Origin of the sequence: Kribbella amoyensis, from assembly GCF_007828865.1 — a bacterium.
Classification (GTDB): domain Bacteria; phylum Actinomycetota; class Actinomycetes; order Propionibacteriales; family Kribbellaceae; genus Kribbella; species Kribbella amoyensis.
Genome location: NZ_VIVK01000001.1, coordinates 4,701,339 through 4,722,387, shown reverse-complemented (window position 1 = coordinate 4,722,387; position 21,049 = coordinate 4,701,339). Strand labels below are relative to the sequence as shown.

The following is a 21,049-nucleotide window of genomic DNA, read 5'->3' as shown; positions in this document are numbered from 1 at the left end:
GGGGCGCGGTGGTGCAACAGAGCTTTCGACGCGGGCCACTACGATCAGGACCGTGGGGTTGATTCTCGAGACGCGCGCGTCCGACTCGCCGTGGCTCGAGTCCGTCTGGACCTGCCGCAGCGAGCAGGTCTCGGAGATGACCTCGGTCGCGTCGGAGACCTGGGGACTGGTGTTCTGGCAGAGACAAGGGCAACGGTACGCGGCGATCACCGGACCGGAGCGCCGCACGAGTACGGCGCCGGTGCCTGAAGAGGCCGACTTCGTCGGTCTCCAGTTCGCGGTCGGGACGTCGCTGCGGGCGGTGGCGCTCAGGTCACTGGTCGACGGTGGAGTGGTGCTGCCCGACGTGACCGGCAGGACCTTCTGGCTCGACGGTGCCCACCGTGAGATCCCGCGCCCCGACGATGCGGAGGCATGGGTGGACCGGCTCGTCCGAGAGGGGGCAGTGGCCGGCGACCCCCTGGTGTCGACGACGCTGCGCGGGACGGCCCCTGAGGTGACCGAGCGGACACTCGAGCGTCGTTTCCGCGCAGCAACGGGACTCACCCAGGGCGCAGTCCGGCAGATCGGACGTGCGCGGACCGCCGCGCAGCTGCTGATCTCTGGAGAGACGGCCGGCGACGTCACCGCGAAGCTCGGGTACTACGACGAACCCCATCTGGCCCGGGCGCTGCGCCGGTACATCGGCCGCACCGCCCAGCAGCTACGGGCCGGGACCGGCGGCCCGATCGCGCTCGCTCCCGGTCAGCGCACGACGTCGTAGACGAGCTTGGTCACGCCGTTGGAGTAGGTGGCCGAGTCCCGCAACTCGAGGGTCTGCTTGGCACGGTCCGCGCGGCTGAACAGGTGTTTGCCGGCACCCAGCAGCACCGGGAACACGAGCAGGTTGTACCGGTCGATCAGGGCGGCGTCCGAGAGGTTCCGGGCCAGCTCGGCGCTGCCATGGATGTAGATGGCGCCGCCTTCGGACTCCTTCAGCTTCGCGACGTCGTCCGTGCTGCGCAGGATCGTGATCGGGCCCCATCCGTCGATCAGCGCGTCCTCGCTCAGTCCGGCCGAGACGACGTACTTCGGCAGATCCCTGTAGTCGACGTGATCCTCCGAATCGCGCCAGATCGGAGCGAAGGCCTCGTAGCTGCGGCGGCCGAACATCAGTGCGGTCGTATCGGCGAGTTCCTCACCTTTGAGGGCGAATGCCTCGGGCACGAGCTCGGTGTCCACCACCCAGCCGCCGCTGCGGTGTCCCTCGGCCTCGCTGCCCGGCGAGTCCACCACACCGTCCAGCGAGATGAAGCCCGTGTAGACGAGTTGGCGTGTCATTGGTGCCCTCCTGATCATGGGCCGCGTTTCGGCCTGCGGCCAGCTTAGGAGCGACCATCGCCGCTGTCTTGGATGAAACCGACACGGCGGTGACAGTCAGCGCGGTACCTCGGTGCAGCCGTACCACTGGGCGAGGATGTCGGGCAGGCGGTCCGGGCCCCAGCGGTCGACCGGGGTGATGCGGCCTTCGAGGGAGCGCAGGGCTTTGGCGAGTTCGCCGACCACGTCGCCTCGCCAGCCGACGACCGCGCCTTCGTCCGGGCCGACGATGACCGAGGGGCCGCCGCGATCGAGGCACACCACCGGGCAGCCCGACGCCAGCGCCTCGGTGACCGCCCAGCCGGCTGCCTCTCGCATCGCCGGTGCCAGCAGGGCGTCGGCTCGGAGCATCGCCGCCAGCACTTGCTCCCGCGGCAGCGCGCCCGCGAACTCCACGCGATCCCGGACGCCCAGACTCTCGGCCAGCCGCTCGGCGCGACCCCACTCGGGTCCGTCACCGACCACCCGCAGCTCCCACCCGTCCGCCTCCGGGCGCGCCAACGCGCTGATCGCCAGCGCCACGCCCTTCCACGGGATCAGCCGTCCGACGAACAATGCCGTCCGTACCCCGTGCGAGTACGGCTCGTACGGCCCGGACGCGCTCGCGAAACGCCGGATCGCGACGTTGGGCTGGACCGTGATCTCGCGGGCGTACCGGCCGAAGACCTCGGCCACATCCTTGTTCTGGGCAACGACCAGGTCGGCGGACTGGGCCAGCCGGCGCCCGACCACCTTGCGCGTGAACCCGGTCCACACCCGCCGGACCAGCTCGCCCGCAACCCCTCGACCGCCGAGCCAGTGCGCCATCGACAACGGGACCGCGGTCGAGCCGCCGACCGGGCCCCAGATCACCTTCGCCGTCGACGGCTGCACCACCCCCGCCGGCATCCAGTCCGTCGCGAACGTCAGGTGGTGGATCACGTCGAACTTCTGCTCCGCGTGCAACCGCGCCGCCGTCCGGCCGGCCAGGCGCTGCCAGAGCGGGTAGTACCAGTACACGTCGGCGTGGCGGCGTCGGAGGTTGAGCAACCACTTCGGCAGTTCCAGCGGGACCACGGTCAGCGACGGGATCGGGCGCTGCGCCAGCTCGTCGGCGATCTCGTGCGCGAACTTGCCCCGGGTCAGCAGCCACACGTCGTGGTCCCGCGCGGCCGCCTTCGCCCAGGCCCACCCGGCGCCCGGCTCGGATCCACCTTGCGGCCGACACGCGTACGCGCTGAGCAGGACCTTCGGCCGGCCCGCCATCAGAGGGTGCCCTCCAGCAGCCGGCGCAGATCGGTACTGGAGGTGGAGGCCGTGTACGGGAAGTAGTGCACGCGGGCGCCGACCTCGCCGAGCAGCTTCTCCAGCCGGAGACCCTTCTCGGTCCCTTTCCAGTCGTCGCCCTTGAACAGCACGTCGTACCGCAGTTGCTTCCACAGCTCGAACTTGTCGCTGGACCAGTCCGAGACCACCTCGTCGACGATCCCGATCGCGCTGACGACCTCCATCCGCTCGTCCTGCGGCACCACCGGCGGCCGGCCCTTGATCCGGGTCACGACGTCGTCCTCGACCACCCCGGCGATCAGGTGGTCGCAGTGTTCGCGGGCGCGCCGCAGGATGTTGAGATGACCGATGTGGAACATGTCGTACACGCCGGGCGCGTAACCGACGACGCCCATCAGCCGGCCGTCCCGGGCGAAGACGGGACCTGCGCGGCCGGCCGCAGTGCGGCCATCTCCCGGTACCACTTGGCGATCGCGGCCAGGAGGAACAGCAGGTTCGCCGCCAGCAACAGCCCGTACAGGAGGACGAACGCCGTCGGCCACCCGAACGCGAGGAACACCAGGCACAGGATGCCGTAGTCGGTCGGTGCTATCAGCAACGACTTCACGATCGAGTCGCCGCGGACGTTCGCGGTCACCCCACCGTGCCGGCGGCGGAGCTGGTCGATCAGGATCAACCCGAAGAACATCACCGCCGACACGCACAGGTACGCCAACGGGACCAGCAGCACCACATCGTTGCTGAAAGCATCGAACCGGAAGAACGAGATCAGTACCGCGCTGTGCAGCAGGCAGATCTTCACGCAGTCGATCATGTGGTCCAGCCACTCGCCCAACGGCGACCCGCCACCGCGGAGCCGGGCCAGCTGCCCGTCGGCGGAGTCGAGTGCGTAGCCGAGGACCAGCAGCAGCGTGACCCCGATCGCCAACGGCACGCTCGGCTCGGTCAACGCGATCAGCCCGATCCCCACCAGCGAGCAGAATCCGCTGGCCAGGCTGACCTGGTTCGGGGTCCGGCCGAGCAGGAACGCGCCCGCGGCCAGGTACCGTCCGAGGCGCCGGTTGAGGAACCGCGAGTACGCCGGGGTCCCGGCCGACGGCTTCTGCGCCTGCGCGAGTTGCGCGACGACCGCGCCGAAGGAACGGCCGCTCATGCGACGGAGCTGCGGGACTGCCGCTGGTCGATCGCGGCACGCAGGATCTGACTGCGGGACTCGCGTCCGGCCGGCAAGGTACTGATCAGCTCGGTGGGTACTCCGTGCAGCTCGTCCGGGCCGAGTACGCCGTCCGTCCCCTCGACGGCGAAGACTGTGGCGGCGGCCAGGTCGGCGAGCCAGGCCGCCTCGATCTCGTCGACCACGACGACCTCGTCGACGCACCGCAGCTGTTCGACGATCTGGGCCCGCTCGACCAGTGGTACGAACGGGTGGGTGCCCCAGGCCTGGACGGCCCAGTCGTCGGACAGGACGCCGACCACCAGGCGGTCGCACAACCCGCGCGCGCGTTCGAGCACGTCGAGGTGGCCGACGTGGAACAGGTCGAAGACCCCGGCCAGATACCCGACCCGCTGCCGCACCGTGTGCTCCCCCACTGACCCTCCGTGGATTCGTCCGCGCGACCCCGCCACGCTGCCGGACTTCTGCGATCCCAGCTCCTGGTCGGACCCCGGCCGACCGGCCCCCACCGGGCTTGCCGGGACTTTACACCGGGTGATCGGATTCGCCCCAGCGCGCGGTGCGTCAGGCCCGGCCGCGGGGGTCGCCGGCGGCTGCCCGGGCGATCGCATCGGTGTAGATCCTCTCCGTCGCCGCCAGGTCCCGCTCCGGCGTGAAGCGGTCGAGATAGACCTGGCGAGCTCGCTGGCCGCAGGCTATCGAAGTCTCGGGGTCGCCGATGACGCGCAACGCCTTGCGCAACCCCTCCCGATCACCGGGCTCGGTCAACGCCCCGGTCTCCCCGTCGTCGACCAGCTCCGCGAGCGCCCCGATCCTGGACGCGACCACCGGTACCCCATGCGCGAACGCCTCGACCACGACGAGCCCGAACGACTCGTACGACCGCGCCGGGACGACGACGAGGCGAGCGGTCCGCAGGACGGCCATGCACTCGTCCCACGGCAATGCGCCGAGGACTCGCACCGAGGAATCGCGGGCAGCCAGCGCGTCCGCCTCGGCGCGCAGCGGCCCGTCACCGATCACGACCAGCTCGCCGAGCGACGCGTCCCAGGTCTCGAGCAGGTCGGCGAACCCCTTGTCCTCGGTCAGTCGGCCGAGGAACACGACCGGACCACCCGCACCCTCCCGGACCACACCCGAGAACGGCACCGCGTGGGGCTTCACCACGATCTGGTCCGCGGCGTACCCGGCGGCGACATAACGGGACCGGACGAATTCCGACGGGGCCACGAAAGTCGTGACATAGCGAGGCCAGGTGTGCAAGGCGTTGTGCACGGTGATTCCGGCGACCAACGGCAGGCTCTGCACCTTGGAATCGCGATAGCACCCGTGCACGGCACCACGCCACGGAATGCGGCCGATGCACGCCTCACAAGGACCGCCGTTGCGTTGCAGGACGCCGTTCGCGCACAACAACCGGAAATTGTGGAACGTGACCACGACCGGGAGCTCCAGCCGGCGCGCGGCCCGCAGGACCGATGGGCTCATCAGCGGGAACGTGTTGTGCACGTGGACGACGTCGGGACGCGATTCTTGCAATCGGAAGGTTAAATCGCGTTCCGTCACCGGTGACCAGATGGAGCGGAGAGGTAGCAGAGCGCGATCTTTCCGGCCGTACTGCGCGATGTCGTCGCTGTTCCACGCGTACAACGTGACTTCGTGCCCTGATTCGCGCAGAAAATCAGCCGTTTGATCGACGACCGTGTTCTCGCCGCTGGGTTGACCCGATCGATAACGGTTGTGCAGCATGGCGACCCGCATGACACCACCCTAAGTCCTCAGGTGGTGACAACTGGCACGTGCTCCGGCGTGGGGAAGCCCGGACCGCGTGCGGTATATCCGCCCCGGAGGGTGACTTGAGGAAGTTGTTGTTGGCAGCCCCCATCGCCGTCGTGGTCGCTGTCGCCGCAGTCGCCTACCCCGTCCTCGCCGACCATCGGAACGCCGCCGACGCCGGCAGGTCCCGCAGTACCGAGGACACGGCCGCGAGCGGATCGGGCGTCCTCCCTTCGAAGCAGCCCAGCTCCCCCTCGACTCAGCCGCCGGGCACCGTGTCGACCAAGCCGCCAACGGTCACGCCTCCGGGCAAGACGGCTGCGCCTAAGGCGAGTCCGACCGCTCCGAAGGCGACCAAGACGACCGGTACTGGCCCTGGTACTGGCACCGGTACGACGAAGCCGGTCGTCGGCGACGGAAGCGCGGGACCCTCCAAGGCCGGACCGTGCAGCGGCGTCTCGATCAAGCCGAGCCAGAACGCGCAGTCCGTGGTCAACGCCCACCCCGCCGGTACGACGTTCTGTTTCACCGCCGGCCTGCACCGCATCACCGAGACGATCCGGCCGAAGTCGGGTCAGACGCTCGCGAGCGCGTCGCGGGCCGTCCTCACCGGTTCGATCCCGCTGACCGGCTGGAGCAAGTCGGGCGCGGCCTGGGTACTCCGCGGCGCGCTGCCCTCGGCGTACGGCAAGGCGGGGCAGTGCGAGGACGACGCCGCGAACATCTGCAGTCTCCGCGAGCAGCTGTACCTCGACGGCGCCCACCTCACCCGGGTCGCCTCCCTCGGCGCCGTCAAGGCCGGCACGTTCTACGCCGATTACGCCGCGGACGCGATCTACCTCGGCAGCAACCCGGTCGGCCGCGCGGTCGAGATGGCGAAGACGGCGACCGCGATCGAGTCGAACCAGCCGGGCGTCACGGTCCGCGGCCTCACCATCGAGCACTTCGCCAGCGCCGCCCAGGCCGGTGCGCTCGTCTCCGGTCCGGGCTGGAAGGTGAAGGCGAACGAGGTCCGCTGGAACAAGTCGGTCGGCCTGATGCTGGTGAACGCCGACAACGCCCGGATCGAGCGGAATCTGGTCCACCACAACGGTCAGCTCGGCCTCGGCCAGTACAGCTCGGCGAACGCGACCGTGTCGGCGAACGTGATCAGCGCCAACAACACCGACGGCTTCTGGATCGCCGACTGGGAGTCCGGCGGGATGAAGTCGACCCGCTCGTCCGGCACCGTCAGCGGCAACCTGATCCGCGACAACCTCGGCGTCGGGATGTGGGCCGACGTCGCCGACGACGGCCGGGTGATCAGCAACAACCGGATTGTCGACAATGCGGCGGACGGGATCCGATTCGAGATCAGCCGCAACGGTGTCATCGAGAACAACACGATCACCGGCAACGGCTTCGGCACCGGCCGTGGCTCCGGGACCTCGCTGTGGGACGGCGGCGGCATCAACGTCAACACCTCGTCCAACGTCCAGGTCCGCAACAACACCGTCAGCGGCAACGTCAACGGCATCACGATCCAGTCCCGCACCCGCGGCGACGGCCCCTGGGGCCTGTACGTCCTCCGCAACGTCCGCGTCACCAACAACCTGATCAAGATGACCGGCGGCACCCAAGCCACCGGCATGGTGCAGAACTCGGGCTCCCCCGTCCCAGCCGGCCAACTCACCTTCACCGGCAACCGCTACATCCTCGACGGCCTCGCCACCGCCCGCTTCGCCCGCTTCGGCACAAAACTCACCCCCACCGGCTGGCAAAAGGCCGGCCTGGACACAGGCGCCACCTTCACCGCCAATTGAGCCGCCCACCACGAGCCTCATCCCATCCGGATTCCTCCCGCCGGACCCTCCCCACCGGTTGTCTGCCGGGCCTCCCCCCGGCCCGGCAGACAACCCTCACCATCGCAAGAACCTTCGCGCGACCCCTTCCGGCTCGTCGCTCTCCGCAATAGACTCAGTGCCCTCGGCAACGTATTGCCCACAGCAACCGAATCCACCGGGTCCGGTCGTTGCCACCGGCCCGAACACGGGGGCACCATGCACAACTTCACACAGCTGAACGGTTTCTCCAGGTACTAGGTCTCTGCGGCCGCACCAATGGGGGGTGCAGACAAGAGACCAACCCCGGAGGCACACCGTGAAGAATCCAGCGACCATCACCATCGTCGCCCTCAGCGCCATAGCTCTGACCCCAGCGGCACCAACAGCAACCGCAGCCGCCGGAACACCAGGTCCCGCGCAATCAGCACCCCGCGCCGCAGACCCAACACAGGCAGCGCGAGACGCCGCCGAGCCCGGCCGGCCTGATACGCCCGCAGCAGCTGATCCGTTCCTGGCGTTCCTCGAACCGCCCTGGTCCGCATCCCCGGCCGCGCAGAGCCTGTCCCCGTCCAACCCGGACCGGCTCCGACGGTCGAACGCCCCGAACTCCCCGGGGCAGTCCTTCCCGAACGCCGCGAACGGAGGCGCGACGAACGGGAACGAATGGATCACCGCCACCAGCAACGACACCGGCGGCGACAGCGCGAACGGAAGCACAAGCGACCCCTCGACCAACGAGCACTACACCAGCTCCGGTGGGGCCGCCGGGGACGGCACGACCGCAAACGGCACGCCCGGTGGCGAGTCGGCCGACGACGTGTGGACCAGAGGCATGTCGACCGGCGATATGTCGAGAGGCGGCATGTCGACCGGCGGCGAGTCGACAATCGACAATCCGACGAATGACTATGGGCTCCAGAGCGGAGCAGCCGGCGGCTACGGTCAGACTGACCGGCCCACCACTCCGACGGATAAGCCGATCGGGCCGACGAGTCTGCCGACCAGGCCGCGCAGTCCGCTCGATGATCCGCCTCCACCGGGCCTCGGCGCCGACGCAATCCAAGCCGGCCCTTCTCAGGCGCCCGCCTGTACCGGCGTCCGAATCGCGCCCACACAGGACGCCGCGGAGATTGTTGACAATCATCCGAACGGAACCACGTTCTGCTTCGCCGCCGGCCTGCACCGGATCACGCGCACCCTCAAGCCGAAGACGAACCAGGTGCTCGCCAGCGACCAGGGCGCGATTCTCACCGGATCAGTCCGACTCACCCGGTGGACCGCAACCGGTGGCGACTGGGTGACGAAGGGCGTGCTGCCCGCGGCGTACGCGCGGACGGGGCAGTGCGAGGACAACGTCGCGAACATCTGCTACCTCCGCGAGCAGCTCTTCCTCAACGGCAAGCACCTGCAGCGCGTCGCCAGTCGAGACAAGGTTGCCTCTGGCACCTTCTTCGGCGACTACGCGAACAATCTCGTCTACGTCGGCGACAACCCGGCCGGGAAGTCGGTCGAGATGTCGAAGACCGAGACCGCGATCGAGTCCGACGCATCCACCGTGACGGTGCGCGGCCTGACCGTCGAGCACTTCGCCTCCGCACCGCAGGGCGGCGCGGTGGTCCTCGGTCCCAGCTGGACGGTGTCCGCGAACGAGATCCGCTGGAACCACGCGATCGGCGCCATGCTCGTCAACGCCGACCGGGCCGTCCTGGAGAAGAACTTGATCCACCACAACGGCCAACTCGGCGCCGGTCAGTACAGCAGCGTGAACGCGACCATCACCAGCAACGAGATCAGCAGCAACAACACCGACGGATTCTGGATCGCCGACTGGGAGTCCGGCGGCATCAAGACCACCTGGTCCACCGGCGGTTCGGTCTCGCGGAACCTGATCAAGGCCAACAAGGGCGTCGGCCTGTGGAGCGACGCCTACGACGACGGCCGGACCTTCGCGAACAACGAGATTGTCGACAATGCAGCCGACGGCGTTCGGTACGAGATCGGCCGGAACGGGGTGGTCGAGTCCAACGTGGTCAGGGGCAACGGCTTCGGTACCGGTCGTGGTTCCGGGACGTCCTTGTGGGACGGCGGCGGGATCAACGTCAACACGTCGGCGAACGTTCGGGTCCGCTACAACACGGTCGCCGACAACGTGAACGGGATCTCGATCCAGTCCCGCACTCGGGGCGACGGACCCTGGGGACGCAACCTCCTCCGCGACGTGATCGTCACCGGCAACCAGGTCACGATGGACCGCGGCACCACGTCCACCGGACTCGTGCAGAACTCCGGCGCCGCCATCCCACCCGGCGAGGTCACCCTGAGAGGCAACACGTATCTCCTGGACAGCCTCACCGCCAACCGCTTCCAGAAAGCCGGCCGCTGGTACACCGCCACCCAGTGGCGCCAAGCCGGCTACGACACCGACAGCAAGTTCACCACCCGCTGAACCAACTGGCAGGCGGCATCGGTATGAGCGGTGCAACCGGCGGCGACACGGGCGACGCCTGACGCCGAACCGATGAGGTCCGGCGCGACGGCTCGGTCGCCTGGAAGGACCTGTGCCGTTGGCCGCATGCCGTCACGCATACGGCCAACCGCCCGGCTGGGAGCTCGACCCAACCGCACAGGTCAGAAGAGCTCAGCGCTGGGATGAGTGGTACGGCAGGAGCGCCATCTCTCGGGCGTTCTTGATCGCTCGGGAGACCTGCTTCTGCTGTTGCACGGTCAGGCCGGTGACGCGCCGCGATCGGATCTTGCCACGGTCGGAGATGAACTTCCGCAGCAGCGCCGTGTCCTTGTAGTCGATCACGGTCACGCCGTCGCGGACGAGAGGGTTCTGCCTCACCTCCGTCCTGCCGGCCGGACCCACTCCTCGTCGGGCCATCACTGGCCTCCTTCCTCGCGGCACTCGTTCCGGTGCTCGTTCGCGGACGGGTTCACCGTTGGAGGCCGCGGACATAGGTGGCGAACTTCTCCAGGCCGTCGATGTTGCGGGGTCCGCTGATGCCCTCGTTGTAGTCGAGGACGAAGAACTTGTTGTTCTTCACGGCGGGCAGGTTCTTCGTGCGGGCGGAGGTCTTCAGGAACTCGATCTTCTTCGCGGCCGGCTGGTCGCCGTAGTCGAGGATGATGATCACTTCCGGCGCCGCCTTCGCGACCGCCTCCCAGCCGACCTGGGTCCAGCGCTGCTCGAGACCGGCGAAGATGTTGCGTCCGCCGGCGAGCTTGATGATGTCGTTCGGCGGTACCTGGTTGCCCGCGGTGAACGGCTGGTCGGTGCCCGAGTCGTAGAGGAACACCGACACCGGGTTCTCCTTCGGCGCCTGCTCGACCACCTTCCCGACCCGCTGCTTCAACCCACCGACGACCTCGGTGGCCTTGCCGGAGACACCGAAGATCTGGCCCAGGCGTTCGAGGTCGGAGTACAGCGCCTCGAACGGGGGCAGCTTCTGCGGGAAGCCCGGGTAGTTGTAGCAGCTCTCGGAATGCATGAAGCTCTGGATGCTGAGCCCGTCGAGGATCTCCGGCGTGATTCCGCGCTGCTCGCTGAATCCGGACCGCCATCCCGCGACCACGAGGTCGGCCCGGGCCTCGACGACGACCTCCTTGTTGAGCAGGTCGTCGCTCAGCATCTTCACCTTCGCGTAGTCGGCGGCCCAGGGCGACTCACTCACCGGCGGATTGGCCGGCGGCATCACGTACCCGGCGACCTGATCGACCAGGCCGAGCGAGAACAACTTGTCCGCGCTGCCACCCTCGTACGCGACCGCACGTTCGGGTTTGCGGTACTCGACCGATTCCCCGCATCGCATCACCTGCACGCGATCGGAGGCTTGCGGGTCGTCCTGGACCGAGGCGCCGCAGCCGGCCAGCAAGGCGGCCACGACAGCGGCGGCGAGCGTGGTTCGTACGGGTCGTTCATGCGCGAACATCAGTGGGCGTCCTTCACAGGTTGAGCGGTCACGGAGTACAGAAGTTGGGGATCCCCGGTCAGGGGATGACGGACGACGCTGGCGCGCACGCCGAACACGGAGGCCATCAGCTCCTCGGTGAGTACCGACTCCGGCGTGCCGCTGGCGACCAGCGCACCGCCGGACAACACAGCGAGCCGATCGCAGGCGGCCGCGGCCAGATTGAGATCGTGCAGAACGACCAGGACGGTCGGTCCCAGGCCTCGCAACAGCGACAGGAGTTCGAGCTGATGACGGATGTCGAGGTGGTTGGTCGGCTCGTCGAGGACCAGGACCTCCGGCTCCTGGACGAGCGCCCGGGCGATCAGTACCCGCTGCCGCTCGCCGCCGGACAGCGTCATGATGCTGCGACGTGCCAGCCGCTCGACATCGAGACGCCGCATCGCCGCCGTGCAGAGCTCGACCTCCCGCGCGGTCAGCGGCTCGGTGCCCTTGAGGTACGGGGCCCGGCCGAGCGCGACGACCTCCTCGACCGTGAAGTCCAGCTCGATGCCGGCTTCCTGGGTGACCGCGGCAACAAGCTGCGCACTGCGCCGCAACGACAGGGAGGCGACGTCCGTCCTGCCGACCCGGACCACTCCCGTCTTCGGCCGCAAAGCGCGGTAGATGCTGCGCAGTGCAGTGGACTTGCCGCTTCCGTTGGGTCCTACCAGCCCGACGACCTCACCGCTGCCGACCTGCAGGGACAGGTCTCGCAGGATCTTGCGGCCGTCGAGGTCGAGATCCACGTGCTCCAAGGCGAGTTCCACGTCAGCGTCCTCCGAACAGGTAGCCGCGTCGCCGCATCAGGGCCACGAACACCGGTACGCCGATCAGTGCCGTGATCACGCCGAGCGGAAGTTCGCGCGGCGCCACCACCGTCCGCGCGAGCAGATCGGCCCAGACCATGAAGACGGCCCCGACGAGCGCGGTCAGAACGGTCACCCGGGCATGCCGCGCGCCGACCACGAGCCGGACCAGATGCGGCATGACCAGGCCGACGAACCCGATCGCCCCGCTCACCGCGACCATCGCGCCCGTGGTGATCGATGACAGCAGCAACAACTCCTTGCGCAACCGGTCCGGCGAGGTACCGAGGCTGGCGGCTGTCTCGTCCCCGAGCGCCATCACGTCGAGGGATCGGCTCCGCCGGCGCAGCACCTCGAGCATCCCGACCACGACCACGCAGACGATGGGCAGGGTCGACCAGGTCGCGGCGCCGAAGCTGCCCATCGACCAGTAGAGGACCGTGCTGGTCGACTCGCTGTTCGGCACCAGGTAGACCAGCAGACTCATGACGGCCTGCAGACCGAACGACATCGCCACCCCGGTCAGTACCAGCCGCAACGGCGACAGCGTGGCCTGTTGACGGGCGGCCAGGTACACCAGGATCGACGCCAGCATCGCCCCGGCGAACGCACCGGCCGACAGCGCGTACACGCCAAGCCCGGCCAGCGACCCGGTGATCATCACCCCGACAGCGCCCACCGACGCCCCGGACGAGATCCCGAGCACGTACGGATCCGCGAGCGGGTTGCGCACCAACGCCTGCACCGCGACACCGACAGCGCTCAGCCCGGCGCCCACGATCGCGGCAAGCAGTACGCGAGGCGTCCTGATCTGCCAGATGATCTGGTACGTCGAGACCTCGTCAGCGGTGATCGTGCCTCCACTGATCGCGGCCCACAGGTACCGCGCCGTGTCCGCCGGCGAGATCGCCGCCGGTCCCAAACCGATCGCGACGATCACCGAGGCGAGCAGGACCAGCAACAGGCCCGTCGACGCCAGCACGATCCCCCGGCGTCGCGGCGCCCCGGGGGCAAGCTCGTCCGTCCGGACCGCCTCGGCAACCTCGGTCACGCCGCCACCACACCGTCGACGTGGCCGGTCGCGATCAGTGAGTCGGCAACGAGTTCCCAACCGTGCCGCAAGCGCAGCGGCGGAGTCACCTCCGGCCGGACCGTCCCGACCGCTTCGTACACCAACCCGACGAACGCCATCGCGCCGCGATTGGTGACGTCAGCCGTGTGGGCGTGCAGGTGCTGAAGGCCGGCCTGCTTTGCGGCGACCTCCGGTCGTTGCACCAGGTGCGTCGTCAGATCGACGGCATCGACGCGTCCGGCCGCTCCTACCCTGCGCGCCGCCGGGAGGGCCGAGCCGCCCGCGCCTGAGCAGGCGTCGAGGACACGCTCACCCCGCTGCGGCGCCGCGGCGTCGACCAACTCGGCACCCAAGGGATCCCTGAGCAGGGGTGGCCAGCGGAGGAAATCTTCGGCATCAGCGTCATAGACAGGCGGCACCCGCCGAACTGTACATGACAATCATTATCAACAAGGCGCGCTCCCACAGTCTGGAGGAGCGCGCAGCCGAGGTCAGCTGGTCAGGCGGGTGACATGGTCGACCAGCAGGCTGCGGAAAACGTCGTTGTCGCGGAGGTCGGGGGTGAAGATCGTTTCGACGGACAGCAGGGCGTCGACCGTCGCGGTGGCTGTGGTCACACCCTCCAAGGCGGACTTGAGCCGGGTCGCCTGCGGGTCGTCGACCTCGGCGGACTTGGCGACGTAGACCATCCACGCCGCGACCGCGAGGGAGATGACGGTGGGCTCGGCTCCGGCGGAGAGGCGGTCGCGGACCGTGCCGAGGAGGCGGACGGGGAGCTTGACCGAGCCGTCCATCGCGACCTGGGCCGTGCGGTGCTTGAGGGCCGGGTTGGCGAAGCGCTCGAGGACGCTGGCGCCGTACGCCGGGAGGTCGAGGCCGTCGGGCGGGGTCAGGGTCGGGATCACGTCGGTCCGCATCAGGTCCTGCGCGAGACCGGAGAGCTCTTCGTCGCGGACCGCCTCGGCGATCGTCTCGTACCCGCGGAGCGCGCCGAGGTACGCGAGCATCGAGTGGGTCGCGTTGAGCATCCGGAGCTTGGCCTGCTCCCACGGGGCGACGTCCCGGGTGAGGACGGCACCCGCGGACTCCCAGGCAGGGCGGGGACCGGCGAACTCGTCCTCGATGACCCACTGCAGGAACGGCTCGGCGACGACGACGGCCTCGTCACGGACACCGAGGAGGCGGGCCGCTTCGGCGCGGTCGGTCTCCGTGGTCGCCGGGACGATGCGGTCCACCATGCTCGCCGGGAACGTGGCCAGCTCGAGCTGCTCGGCCAGGCCCTTCAGGTCGGCCGCCTCGGCGTAGTCCTGGACGAGCCTGCGAAGAAAGGGGCCGTTGGCAACGAGGTTGTCGCAGGACAGGATCGTCAGCGGCTCGCCGTGCTCGGCGCGGCGGGCCAGACCGGCGGCAAGCTGGCCGACGACGGTCCGCGGGGAGCGCCCGGCCAGGTCGGCCTGGATCTCCGGGTCGGCCAGGTTGAGGCCGTCACCGGACGCGCGATACCCCTTCTCGGTCACGGTGAGCGTGACGACGGAGACCGCGGGGTCGGCGATCCGCGCGACCACGGCGTCCGGGTCCTCCGGGACGGTGAGCACGTCGCGGACGCTGCCGATCACCTCGATCGACGGGTCGCCCTGGCCGCGGGTGAGGACGGAGTACAGGCCGTCCTGCGGGGCGAGCTGGTCGCGGACCGTGGTGGACCGCTGGCTGACCCCGGTGATCCCCCACCGGGTGTCGCCGCTGATCCGGGCGGCCTGCTCGGTGAACACCGCCTGGTGGGCCCGGTGGAACGCACCGATGCCGAGGTGGACGATGCCGACGGTGAGACCGCGCGGATCGACGGCCGGCCCGGTGGGCAGCTCGGTCAGGGTGGTCAGGTCGAGGCGGTTCATGCCGATACCTCCGCTGTGGCGGCGTGTGCGCGGATACGTGCGGTCGCCGGGGCACGGCGAGTACCGCGCCCCGGATCGTCGTGGACAGGTCTCATCGGGCGGCGTCCGCGGTGGAGTCGCGGACCATCAGCTCGCCGGTCAGGGCTCGGTGGGCAGGCCTCTCCCGCTCGGTGGAAGCGGGGATGTCCAGCAGGCTGAGCAGCAGCTCCACCGCAATCCGGCCGGCCTGCTGCTTCGGGAGCCGGACCGTGGTCAGGGTCGGCCGGGCCATCGCGGCCATCTCGATGTCGTCGATCCCCACCACGCTCAGGTCGTCGGGGACGAAGAACCCGCGGAAGTGGAGCCGGCCGAGCAGGCCGATCGCGACCAGGTCGTTGTACGTGATCACCGCGGTCGCACCGGTCGCGACGACCTGGTCCGCGGCGGCCATGCCTCCGTCGTAGTACGGCGGGAAGTGGCCGACCTCGACCAGCTCGACCCCCTGGGCGGCGGCCGCGGCGGCCAGGCCGGCACCACGTTGCTCGCTGGACCAGGAGTTCGCCGGTCCGCCGACCCAGGCGATCCGGCGATGCCCGAGCGCGACCAGGTGGGCGACGGCCTGCCGCATCCCGTCGCGGTGGTCGAACACCACCGCCGGCAGATCGTCGACCAGCCGGTTCACCAGGACGACCGTGGTCTCGGCCGCGATTTCGCGCAGCTCGTCGTCGGTGGAGCGCGGGGAACACAGGATCAGCCCGTCGACCTGTTTCGCCAGGGCGCGGACGAGTCCGATCTCGGCCAGGTCGTCCTCGTCGGTGTCGGCGACGAACACGGCGACGTCGGCCGCCCGGGCCCGCGCCTGGACGCCCTTGACCACACTCGGGAAGAACGGGTTGGCCAGATCCGGCAGCACCAGACCAAGATTCCCGGTCCGGCCGGTGATGAGGCCGCGGGCCGCGCGGTTCGGCGCGTACCCGAGGGAGGCGGCGGCGGACTGGACCTTCGCCCGGGTCGCGGCGTTCACCAGCTCGGGCACCGAGAGGGCGCGGGAGACGGTCGAGGTGGACACGCCCGCCAGCCGGGCGACGTCGCGGATGGTCGCGGCCACGCCCACCTCCCGAGTCGAGTCCTGGGTCGAATGCTGGTCCGCCGAGTGTGCAATCGGTTGTAGTGCCGTGTCAATCGACACCCCGACTTGTGCTGTAAAACAAGGACTGCAATCCTTTGCGGTAGTTGTTGCAGCCGAGTCGTGGAGGATCCGATGCCGAAGCCCCTGCAGCCCCACCCGGACCGCGCCCTGCCGGCCGGCGAGGCGCGCGATCTCGCCCGCCGGATCCACCGGTCGACCAAGGACCTGCCGCTGCTGTGCCTGCACGGCCACGTCGACGCGAACCTGTTCGCCGCCGACGAGGCGTTCGGTAACCCGGCCGACCTGCTGGTGGTCCCGGACCACTACGTGACCCGGATGCTGATCTCCCAGGGCGTCGCGCCGGACCGCCTCGGCCTGCCCCGCCGGGACGGCAAGCCGGCCGCCGAGCCACGCGAGATCTGGCGCGAGTTCTGCTCGCACTGGCACCTGCTCCGCGCGACCCCGAGCCGGTACTGGCTGGAGCACGAGTTCGCCGAGGTCCTCGGGCTGACCGTGGCGCCGTCCGCCGAGACGGCCGACGCGCTGTACGACGAGATCTCGGCGCGGCTGGCCCAGCCCGACTTCCGGCCGCGGGCGCTGCTCGACACCTTCAACATCGAGCTGATCTCCACCACCGACGCGGCGACCGACGACCTGGCCCCGCACGCGAAGGTGGCCGCGGACCTGCCCGGCCGGGTGATCCCGACGTTCCGGCCCGACGCCGTCGCGTACGTCGACCGGCCCGGGTGGAGCGACCTGATCCAGCGGCTCGGCGAGCTCGCGGACACCGACACCACGACGTACGCCGGGTTCCTGCAGGCGCTGCGGCAGCGTCGTCAGGCGTTCATCGCCGCGGGGGCGCGAGCGACCGACCACGGGCACTTCAGCGCGGCGGCCACTCCCCTGTCCGACGCGGAGGGCGAGCGGATCTACGCCAACGCGCTGCGCGGCGAGGTCACGGCGGAGGACACCGCCGCGTTCGCCGGGGACATGCTCTTCCAGATGGCGACGATGTCCGCCGAGGACGGGCTGGTCATGCAGCTGCACCCCGGTGTGCTGCGGGATCACCACCCCGACATCCACGCGACGTACGGGCCGGACCAGGGCCACGACATCCCGGTGGCGACGGAGTTCACCCGGTCGCTGCGGCCGGTGCTCGAGCGGTTCGGGCACGTCGAGGGGTTCCGGCTGGTGCTGTTCACGGTGGACGAGACCGTGTACTCGCGGGAGCTCGCGCCGCTGGCCGGGGTCTACCCGACCGTCCGGCTCGGTGCGCCGTGGTGGTTCCTGGACAGCCCCGACGGGATGCGCCGGTTCCGCGAGCTGGTCACCGAGACGGCCGGCTTCTACAACACCTCCGGCTTCGTCGACGACACCCGGGCGTACCTCTCGATCCCGGCGCGGCACGATCTCGCCCGCCGCATCGACGCCGGGTACCTGGCGAACCTGGTGCTCGAGCACCGGCTGGACGAGGACGACGCGTTCGAGGTGGCGAAGGACCTGGCGTACAACCTCGCCAAGGACACGTACCTCAGCTAGGCACGTCGGCCGCTGATCACCTCAGCTCGCGGCAACCCCGGCGCCGACGCGGCCTTGGGCGATATCCCGTAGCTGTAGACCCTTCTCTCATCGAGCGGTGGGAGGAGGGTTTAGGGTTGGGCGACTTCGGCTGGGGTGCGCAGTGTGAGGGCGGTGGGCTTGGTGGGTGTGGGGCGGCTCCGGGGTGCCTCGGTCCGTGCAGGACGGGGCTGGGCTGCGCTCGGACTGGCAGTCGCTCTGGTCGGCGTTGCGGGCTGTACCGACACGCCCGATGCGGGTGGCGATGCACCGCCGACAGAGGTGACGGTGACCGTTCCTACCGCACCGCCTGCCGCCGCGTCGGTCGAGTTGGGCACCACCGGGCCCGCGAGTGCGCCACCTTGTACGGGGATTGCCGTGCGGCCCGGCGCTGACGTGCAGGCAGTGATCGACGGGCATCCGGCGGGGTCGACGTTCTGCTTCGCCAAGGGGTTGTACCGGCTCGGCAAGGCGATTCGGCCGACCGAGGGTTCGACATTGGCCAGCGCAGAAGGGGCCGTGCTCAGCGGGTCGGTCGTGCTCACCGGCTGGCGGCGTGAAGGAGCGACGTGGGTACTGCGGGGAGCGCTGCCGCCCGCGTATCCGTTGAAGGGCCAGTGCGAGGACCAGGCGACGAACCCTTGCCGGCCAGGTGAGCAACTCTTCCTCGACGGGAAGCACCTGCGCCGGGTGATGTCGCCTGATGCCGTCGTCCCCGGGACGTTCTACGGCGACTATGCCGCCAACGCGATCCACCTCGCCGACGACCCGACGGGCGTCCAGGTGGAGATGGCGAAGACGCGCACCGCGATCGAGATCTCGGCCACCGGCGTGACCGTCCGGGGGTTGACGATCGAGCACTTCGCGAGCCGGCCGCAAGGGGGTGCGCTTCAGGTCGGGACCGGGTGGAAGGTCGAGAGCAACGAGGTCCGGTGGAACCACGCCGTCGGGATCATGGTGATCGAGGGCGACCGCGCCGAGCTGCAGCGGAACACGGTCGCCGACAACGGGCAGCTCGGAATCGGGCAGTACAAGTCCGCCGACGTCCGCATCACCGAGAACCTGGTCACCCGGAACAACACGGACGGGTTCTGGATCGCCGACTGGGAGTCCGGCGGGATCAAGTCGACCCGCTCGTCGGGTGTGGTCGAGGGCAACGACATCGTGGCGAACCGCGGGATCGGGTTCTGGAGCGACATCGCGGAGTACGACCGGCGGATCGTGGCGAACCGGATCCGGGACAACGCGGCGGACGGGATCCGGTACGAGATCAGCTACCAGGGCTCGATCGAGCAGAACGTGGTGGAGAAGAACGGGTTCGGGACCGGGCGGGGTTCGGGGACGAGTCTGTGGGACGGCGGCGGGATCAACGTCAACACGTCCACCGGGGTTCGCGTCGTGGGCAACCTGGTCCGCGCGAACCGGAACGGGATCTCGATCCAGTCGCGCACCCGCGGTGAGGGCCCACGGGGGAAGTACGTCCTGCGGGATGTCGTGGTCGAAGGCAACCAGGTCGTGCTGGACGGCGCGACCGCGAGCACCGGTGTCGTGGAGAACAAGAAGTCGCCGACCGACGACGCTTCGGTGCGCTTCCGCCGGAACAGCTATCGGGTCGAGGGCGGGGCGCAGAAGCGGTTCGCGTACAAGGGCCGGACGATGAGCTGGTCCGAGTGGCAGGCGGCCGGCTTCGACACCGACAGCGTCACCAGCTGACCGCGCGATCACCCAGCGGCCGCAGCGGGACGAGCCGCTGAAGCGCGGCCGGCGGGGTCGGGCAGCTACAGCGGCGGGATGGTCCTGCGGCGTTTGCCGGTCTGGACGATGGTGTCGTCCATCGCCCACTCCGTCTGCGCCGCCATCTCCGCCGTCTCCTCCAACGCATCCGGACTCGGAGACCGGCGAGCGGCAGCAGCTGCAGCAGGACGTGGAGGAGCCGCAGGAGGCGAGGAAGGCAGTACCCCAGCACGCCGCGGTGGCGGAGGTGGTGAGGCGGTCGCCAACCGCGCCCGATGTCGGAGCCGATCCGAATCACAGACCGCCGCCGCCACCAGCAGATGCAGCGTCATCGAGCTCAGGTCCGACAACCCGCTCTCGTTCAGCGAAGCCGCGGTCACGTAACCCAGCAGCAAAGCCCCGCACGCCTTCACGTACGGCGTCGGCGCCCGCAGCACCGACACCCACGCCACGATCACCGCGATCCCCACGATCGCCACCGCGAGCAGACCGGTCTCCCAGTACAACCCGAGCCAGCTGTTGTCGATCGCCATCACGTCGATGTCGCCCTCACCGCGACGCAGCAGGACCCGCTTGTTGCCGAGGCCGTGGCCGATGATCGCGGTCTGCAGCGACACCTCCTCGTCGATGACGGCCTGCCAGCTCGTGGTCCGGCCACTCAGCGAGGTGATCTGCCGGGTCCCCTGACCGCGCACCAACCAGGTGTGCAACGTCGGGACCACCATGAAGAGCAACCCGATCAACCCTGGTACGCCCAGCGCCACGATCCGCCCGAACCACGTCTTCCGGGTCAGCAGCAACGCGAGGAACAGCCCGAAAGCGATCGCGGCCGCCGCCGTCCGGGTCCGGCTCAGCGCGATCAGCGTCATCCCGAGCCCGATGAACGCGGTCGCCGGGATCAGCGCGAGCTTGCGGCAGACGAACGCGATGATCGCCAGGCCGAGCAGGATCGCGCCCACCTCGCCGACGCGCGGCGGCAGCATCGGGATGATCACGCCCTGCAGGCGGTAGCCGGTACCGAACGCGGACAGCGGCCGCCACGCCTGTCCCGGTGCGTACGCGAGGCTCGCGACGATCGTTGCGGCGAGCAACAGGTGGGCCCAGAGATGGGCCCGCAGCAGCCGCTCCGGAGTCTGCAGCAGCGGACGCCACAACAAGAAGAGCAGCACCAGGCCGACCATCAACCGGGCCAGCCGCAACAACGGCCCGACCGGGTCGGCCAGCAGGAACACCGTCGCCGACGCGAACAGCACGTACATCACGTACAGGGTGGTGACCGGGCTGATCCGGGTCCGGAAGCCGGGCCTGGTCGCGGCCAGCACGATCAGGAAGATCGCGCCGAGCAGGACACCCTTCATCAGGCTGTTCGTCGAGCCGGTCGTGCCCTGCGGAGCGGCGGCCCGGGAGGACCAGGGCTGGACGCCGAGCACCAGCAGACACCACAGGATCATCCAGAAGAACGTCGGTTTCTCGCTCTCCTCGACGGTGGTCCCCGGCACCGGTGGCGCCGTCAGCGTCATCGCGACACC

19 protein-coding genes are annotated in these 21,049 nt (G+C 69.5%); 5 read left to right on the top strand and 14 right to left on the bottom strand.

The annotated features are described in order from the left end of the window. Positions 1–52 precede the first annotated feature (52 nt). Positions 53–763 (top strand): helix-turn-helix domain-containing protein, encoded by a 711-nt coding sequence (locus FB561_RS22180; RefSeq protein WP_202880699.1) that lies wholly within the window; start codon positions 53–55, stop codon positions 761–763. Here the strand turns inward: FB561_RS22180 and FB561_RS22175 are convergent. From FB561_RS22175 to FB561_RS22150, 6 genes are all read right to left on the bottom strand, one after another. Beyond that, positions 745–1,320 carry a dihydrofolate reductase family protein gene (locus tag FB561_RS22175; protein ID WP_145809758.1) on the bottom strand — a complete coding sequence of 192 codons (576 nt, stop codon included), beginning with the start codon at positions 1,318–1,320 and terminating at the stop codon, positions 745–747. The genes FB561_RS22180 and FB561_RS22175 overlap by 19 nt on opposite strands. A gap of 96 nt (positions 1,321–1,416) precedes the next feature. Further along, positions 1,417–2,604, bottom strand: coding sequence for a glycosyltransferase (locus tag FB561_RS22170; protein WP_145809756.1), 1,188 nt, complete (start codon positions 2,602–2,604; stop codon positions 1,417–1,419). Continuing rightward, the gene (locus FB561_RS22165) at positions 2,604–3,020 is read right to left on the bottom strand and encodes an FAD synthase family protein (RefSeq protein ID WP_145809750.1); all 417 of its coding nucleotides are present in this window, start codon (positions 3,018–3,020) and stop codon (positions 2,604–2,606) included. The genes FB561_RS22170 and FB561_RS22165 overlap by 1 nt, the downstream gene beginning before the upstream one ends. After that, the gene (locus FB561_RS22160) at positions 3,020–3,778 is read right to left on the bottom strand and encodes a CDP-alcohol phosphatidyltransferase family protein (RefSeq protein WP_145809748.1); all 759 of its coding nucleotides are present in this window, start codon (positions 3,776–3,778) and stop codon (positions 3,020–3,022) included. The genes FB561_RS22165 and FB561_RS22160 overlap by 1 nt, the downstream gene beginning before the upstream one ends. Then, positions 3,775–4,215, bottom strand: coding sequence for an adenylyltransferase/cytidyltransferase family protein (locus FB561_RS22155; protein WP_145809746.1), 441 nt, complete (start codon positions 4,213–4,215; stop codon positions 3,775–3,777). Before FB561_RS22155 ends, FB561_RS22160 begins: the two co-directional genes overlap by 4 nt. Positions 4,216–4,363: 148 nt before the next feature. Next, positions 4,364–5,548 (bottom strand): glycosyltransferase, encoded by a 1,185-nt coding sequence (locus FB561_RS22150; protein WP_238335191.1) that lies wholly within the window; start codon positions 5,546–5,548, stop codon positions 4,364–4,366. A gap of 122 nt (positions 5,549–5,670) precedes the next feature. On the opposite strand from FB561_RS22150, the gene FB561_RS22145 reads away from it, so the two are divergent. Then, positions 5,671–7,377 carry a right-handed parallel beta-helix repeat-containing protein gene (locus FB561_RS22145; protein WP_238334969.1) on the top strand — a complete coding sequence of 569 codons (1,707 nt, stop codon included), beginning with the start codon at positions 5,671–5,673 and terminating at the stop codon, positions 7,375–7,377. Between the two features lie 1,240 nt (positions 7,378–8,617). Then, positions 8,618–9,844, top strand: a complete 1,227-nt coding sequence (locus FB561_RS22140) for a right-handed parallel beta-helix repeat-containing protein (protein ID WP_238334968.1) — start codon at positions 8,618–8,620, stop codon at positions 9,842–9,844. A 192-nt stretch (positions 9,845–10,036) separates the two neighbouring features. On the opposite strand, the gene rpsR is transcribed toward FB561_RS22140, so the two are convergent. The 7 genes from rpsR to FB561_RS22105 form a co-directional block, all read right to left on the bottom strand. Then, the gene (gene rpsR, locus FB561_RS22135; RefSeq protein WP_238334967.1) at positions 10,037–10,243 is read right to left on the bottom strand and encodes a 30S ribosomal protein S18; all 207 of its coding nucleotides are present in this window, start codon (positions 10,241–10,243) and stop codon (positions 10,037–10,039) included. Positions 10,244–10,334: 91 nt separating this feature from the next. After that, positions 10,335–11,330, bottom strand: a complete 996-nt coding sequence (locus tag FB561_RS22130; RefSeq protein ID WP_145809738.1) for an ABC transporter substrate-binding protein — start codon at positions 11,328–11,330, stop codon at positions 10,335–10,337. Further along, positions 11,330–12,118, bottom strand: a complete 789-nt coding sequence (locus FB561_RS22125; RefSeq protein ID WP_145809736.1) for an ABC transporter ATP-binding protein — start codon at positions 12,116–12,118, stop codon at positions 11,330–11,332. The genes FB561_RS22130 and FB561_RS22125 overlap by 1 nt, the downstream gene beginning before the upstream one ends. A 1-nt stretch (position 12,119) precedes the next feature. After that, entirely contained in the window at positions 12,120–13,208 is a 1,089-nt protein-coding gene (locus FB561_RS22120; protein ID WP_145809733.1) for a FecCD family ABC transporter permease, read from the bottom strand. Beyond that, the gene (locus FB561_RS22115) at positions 13,205–13,648 is read right to left on the bottom strand and encodes a class I SAM-dependent methyltransferase (RefSeq protein WP_145809731.1); all 444 of its coding nucleotides are present in this window, start codon (positions 13,646–13,648) and stop codon (positions 13,205–13,207) included. Before FB561_RS22115 ends, FB561_RS22120 begins: the two co-directional genes overlap by 4 nt. Before the next feature lie 72 nt (positions 13,649–13,720). Further along, positions 13,721–15,121, bottom strand: coding sequence for a mannitol dehydrogenase family protein (locus FB561_RS22110; protein ID WP_145809728.1), 1,401 nt, complete (start codon positions 15,119–15,121; stop codon positions 13,721–13,723). Between the two features lie 91 nt (positions 15,122–15,212). Further along, complete coding sequence (locus FB561_RS22105) at positions 15,213–16,208, bottom strand: LacI family DNA-binding transcriptional regulator (protein ID WP_145809726.1); 996 nt, start codon at positions 16,206–16,208, stop codon at positions 15,213–15,215. A gap of 153 nt (positions 16,209–16,361) precedes the next feature. On the opposite strand from FB561_RS22105, the gene uxaC reads away from it, so the two are divergent. After that, positions 16,362–17,768 (top strand): glucuronate isomerase, encoded by a 1,407-nt coding sequence (uxaC, locus tag FB561_RS22100; RefSeq protein WP_145809724.1) that lies wholly within the window; start codon positions 16,362–16,364, stop codon positions 17,766–17,768. A gap of 396 nt (positions 17,769–18,164) precedes the next feature. Continuing rightward, on the top strand, positions 18,165–19,499 hold the full coding sequence (locus FB561_RS22095; RefSeq protein WP_238334966.1) for a right-handed parallel beta-helix repeat-containing protein: 1,335 nt from the start codon (positions 18,165–18,167) through the stop codon (positions 19,497–19,499). A 65-nt stretch (positions 19,500–19,564) separates the two neighbouring features. Here the strand turns inward: FB561_RS22095 and FB561_RS22090 are convergent, their stop codons facing one another. Continuing rightward, on the bottom strand, positions 19,565–21,040 hold the full coding sequence (locus FB561_RS22090; protein ID WP_238334965.1) for an O-antigen ligase family protein: 1,476 nt from the start codon (positions 21,038–21,040) through the stop codon (positions 19,565–19,567). Between the last annotated feature and the right edge of the window lie 9 nt (positions 21,041–21,049).

Excerpts from the sequence above, each read along its gene's own strand:
- FB561_RS22165 (WP_145809750.1), bottom strand. The coding sequence starts at position 3,020 with ATGGGCGTCGTCGGTTACGCGCCCGGCGTGTACGACATGTTCCACATC.
- FB561_RS22090 (WP_238334965.1), bottom strand. The coding sequence starts at position 21,040 with ATGACGCTGACGGCGCCACCGGTGCCGGGGACCACCGTCGAGGAGAGC.
- FB561_RS22175 (WP_145809758.1), bottom strand. The coding sequence starts at position 1,320 with ATGACACGCCAACTCGTCTACACGGGCTTCATCTCGCTGGACGGTGTG.
- uxaC (WP_145809724.1), top strand. The coding sequence starts at position 16,362 with ATGCCGAAGCCCCTGCAGCCCCACCCGGACCGCGCCCTGCCGGCCGGC.
- FB561_RS22130 (WP_145809738.1), bottom strand. The coding sequence starts at position 11,330 with ATGTTCGCGCATGAACGACCCGTACGAACCACGCTCGCCGCCGCTGTC.
- FB561_RS22160 (WP_145809748.1), bottom strand. The coding sequence starts at position 3,778 with ATGAGCGGCCGTTCCTTCGGCGCGGTCGTCGCGCAACTCGCGCAGGCG.
- FB561_RS22170 (WP_145809756.1), bottom strand. The coding sequence starts at position 2,604 with ATGGCGGGCCGGCCGAAGGTCCTGCTCAGCGCGTACGCGTGTCGGCCG.
- FB561_RS22110 (WP_145809728.1), bottom strand. The coding sequence starts at position 15,121 with ATGAACCGCCTCGACCTGACCACCCTGACCGAGCTGCCCACCGGGCCG.
- FB561_RS22150 (WP_238335191.1), bottom strand. The coding sequence starts at position 5,548 with ATGCTGCACAACCGTTATCGATCGGGTCAACCCAGCGGCGAGAACACG.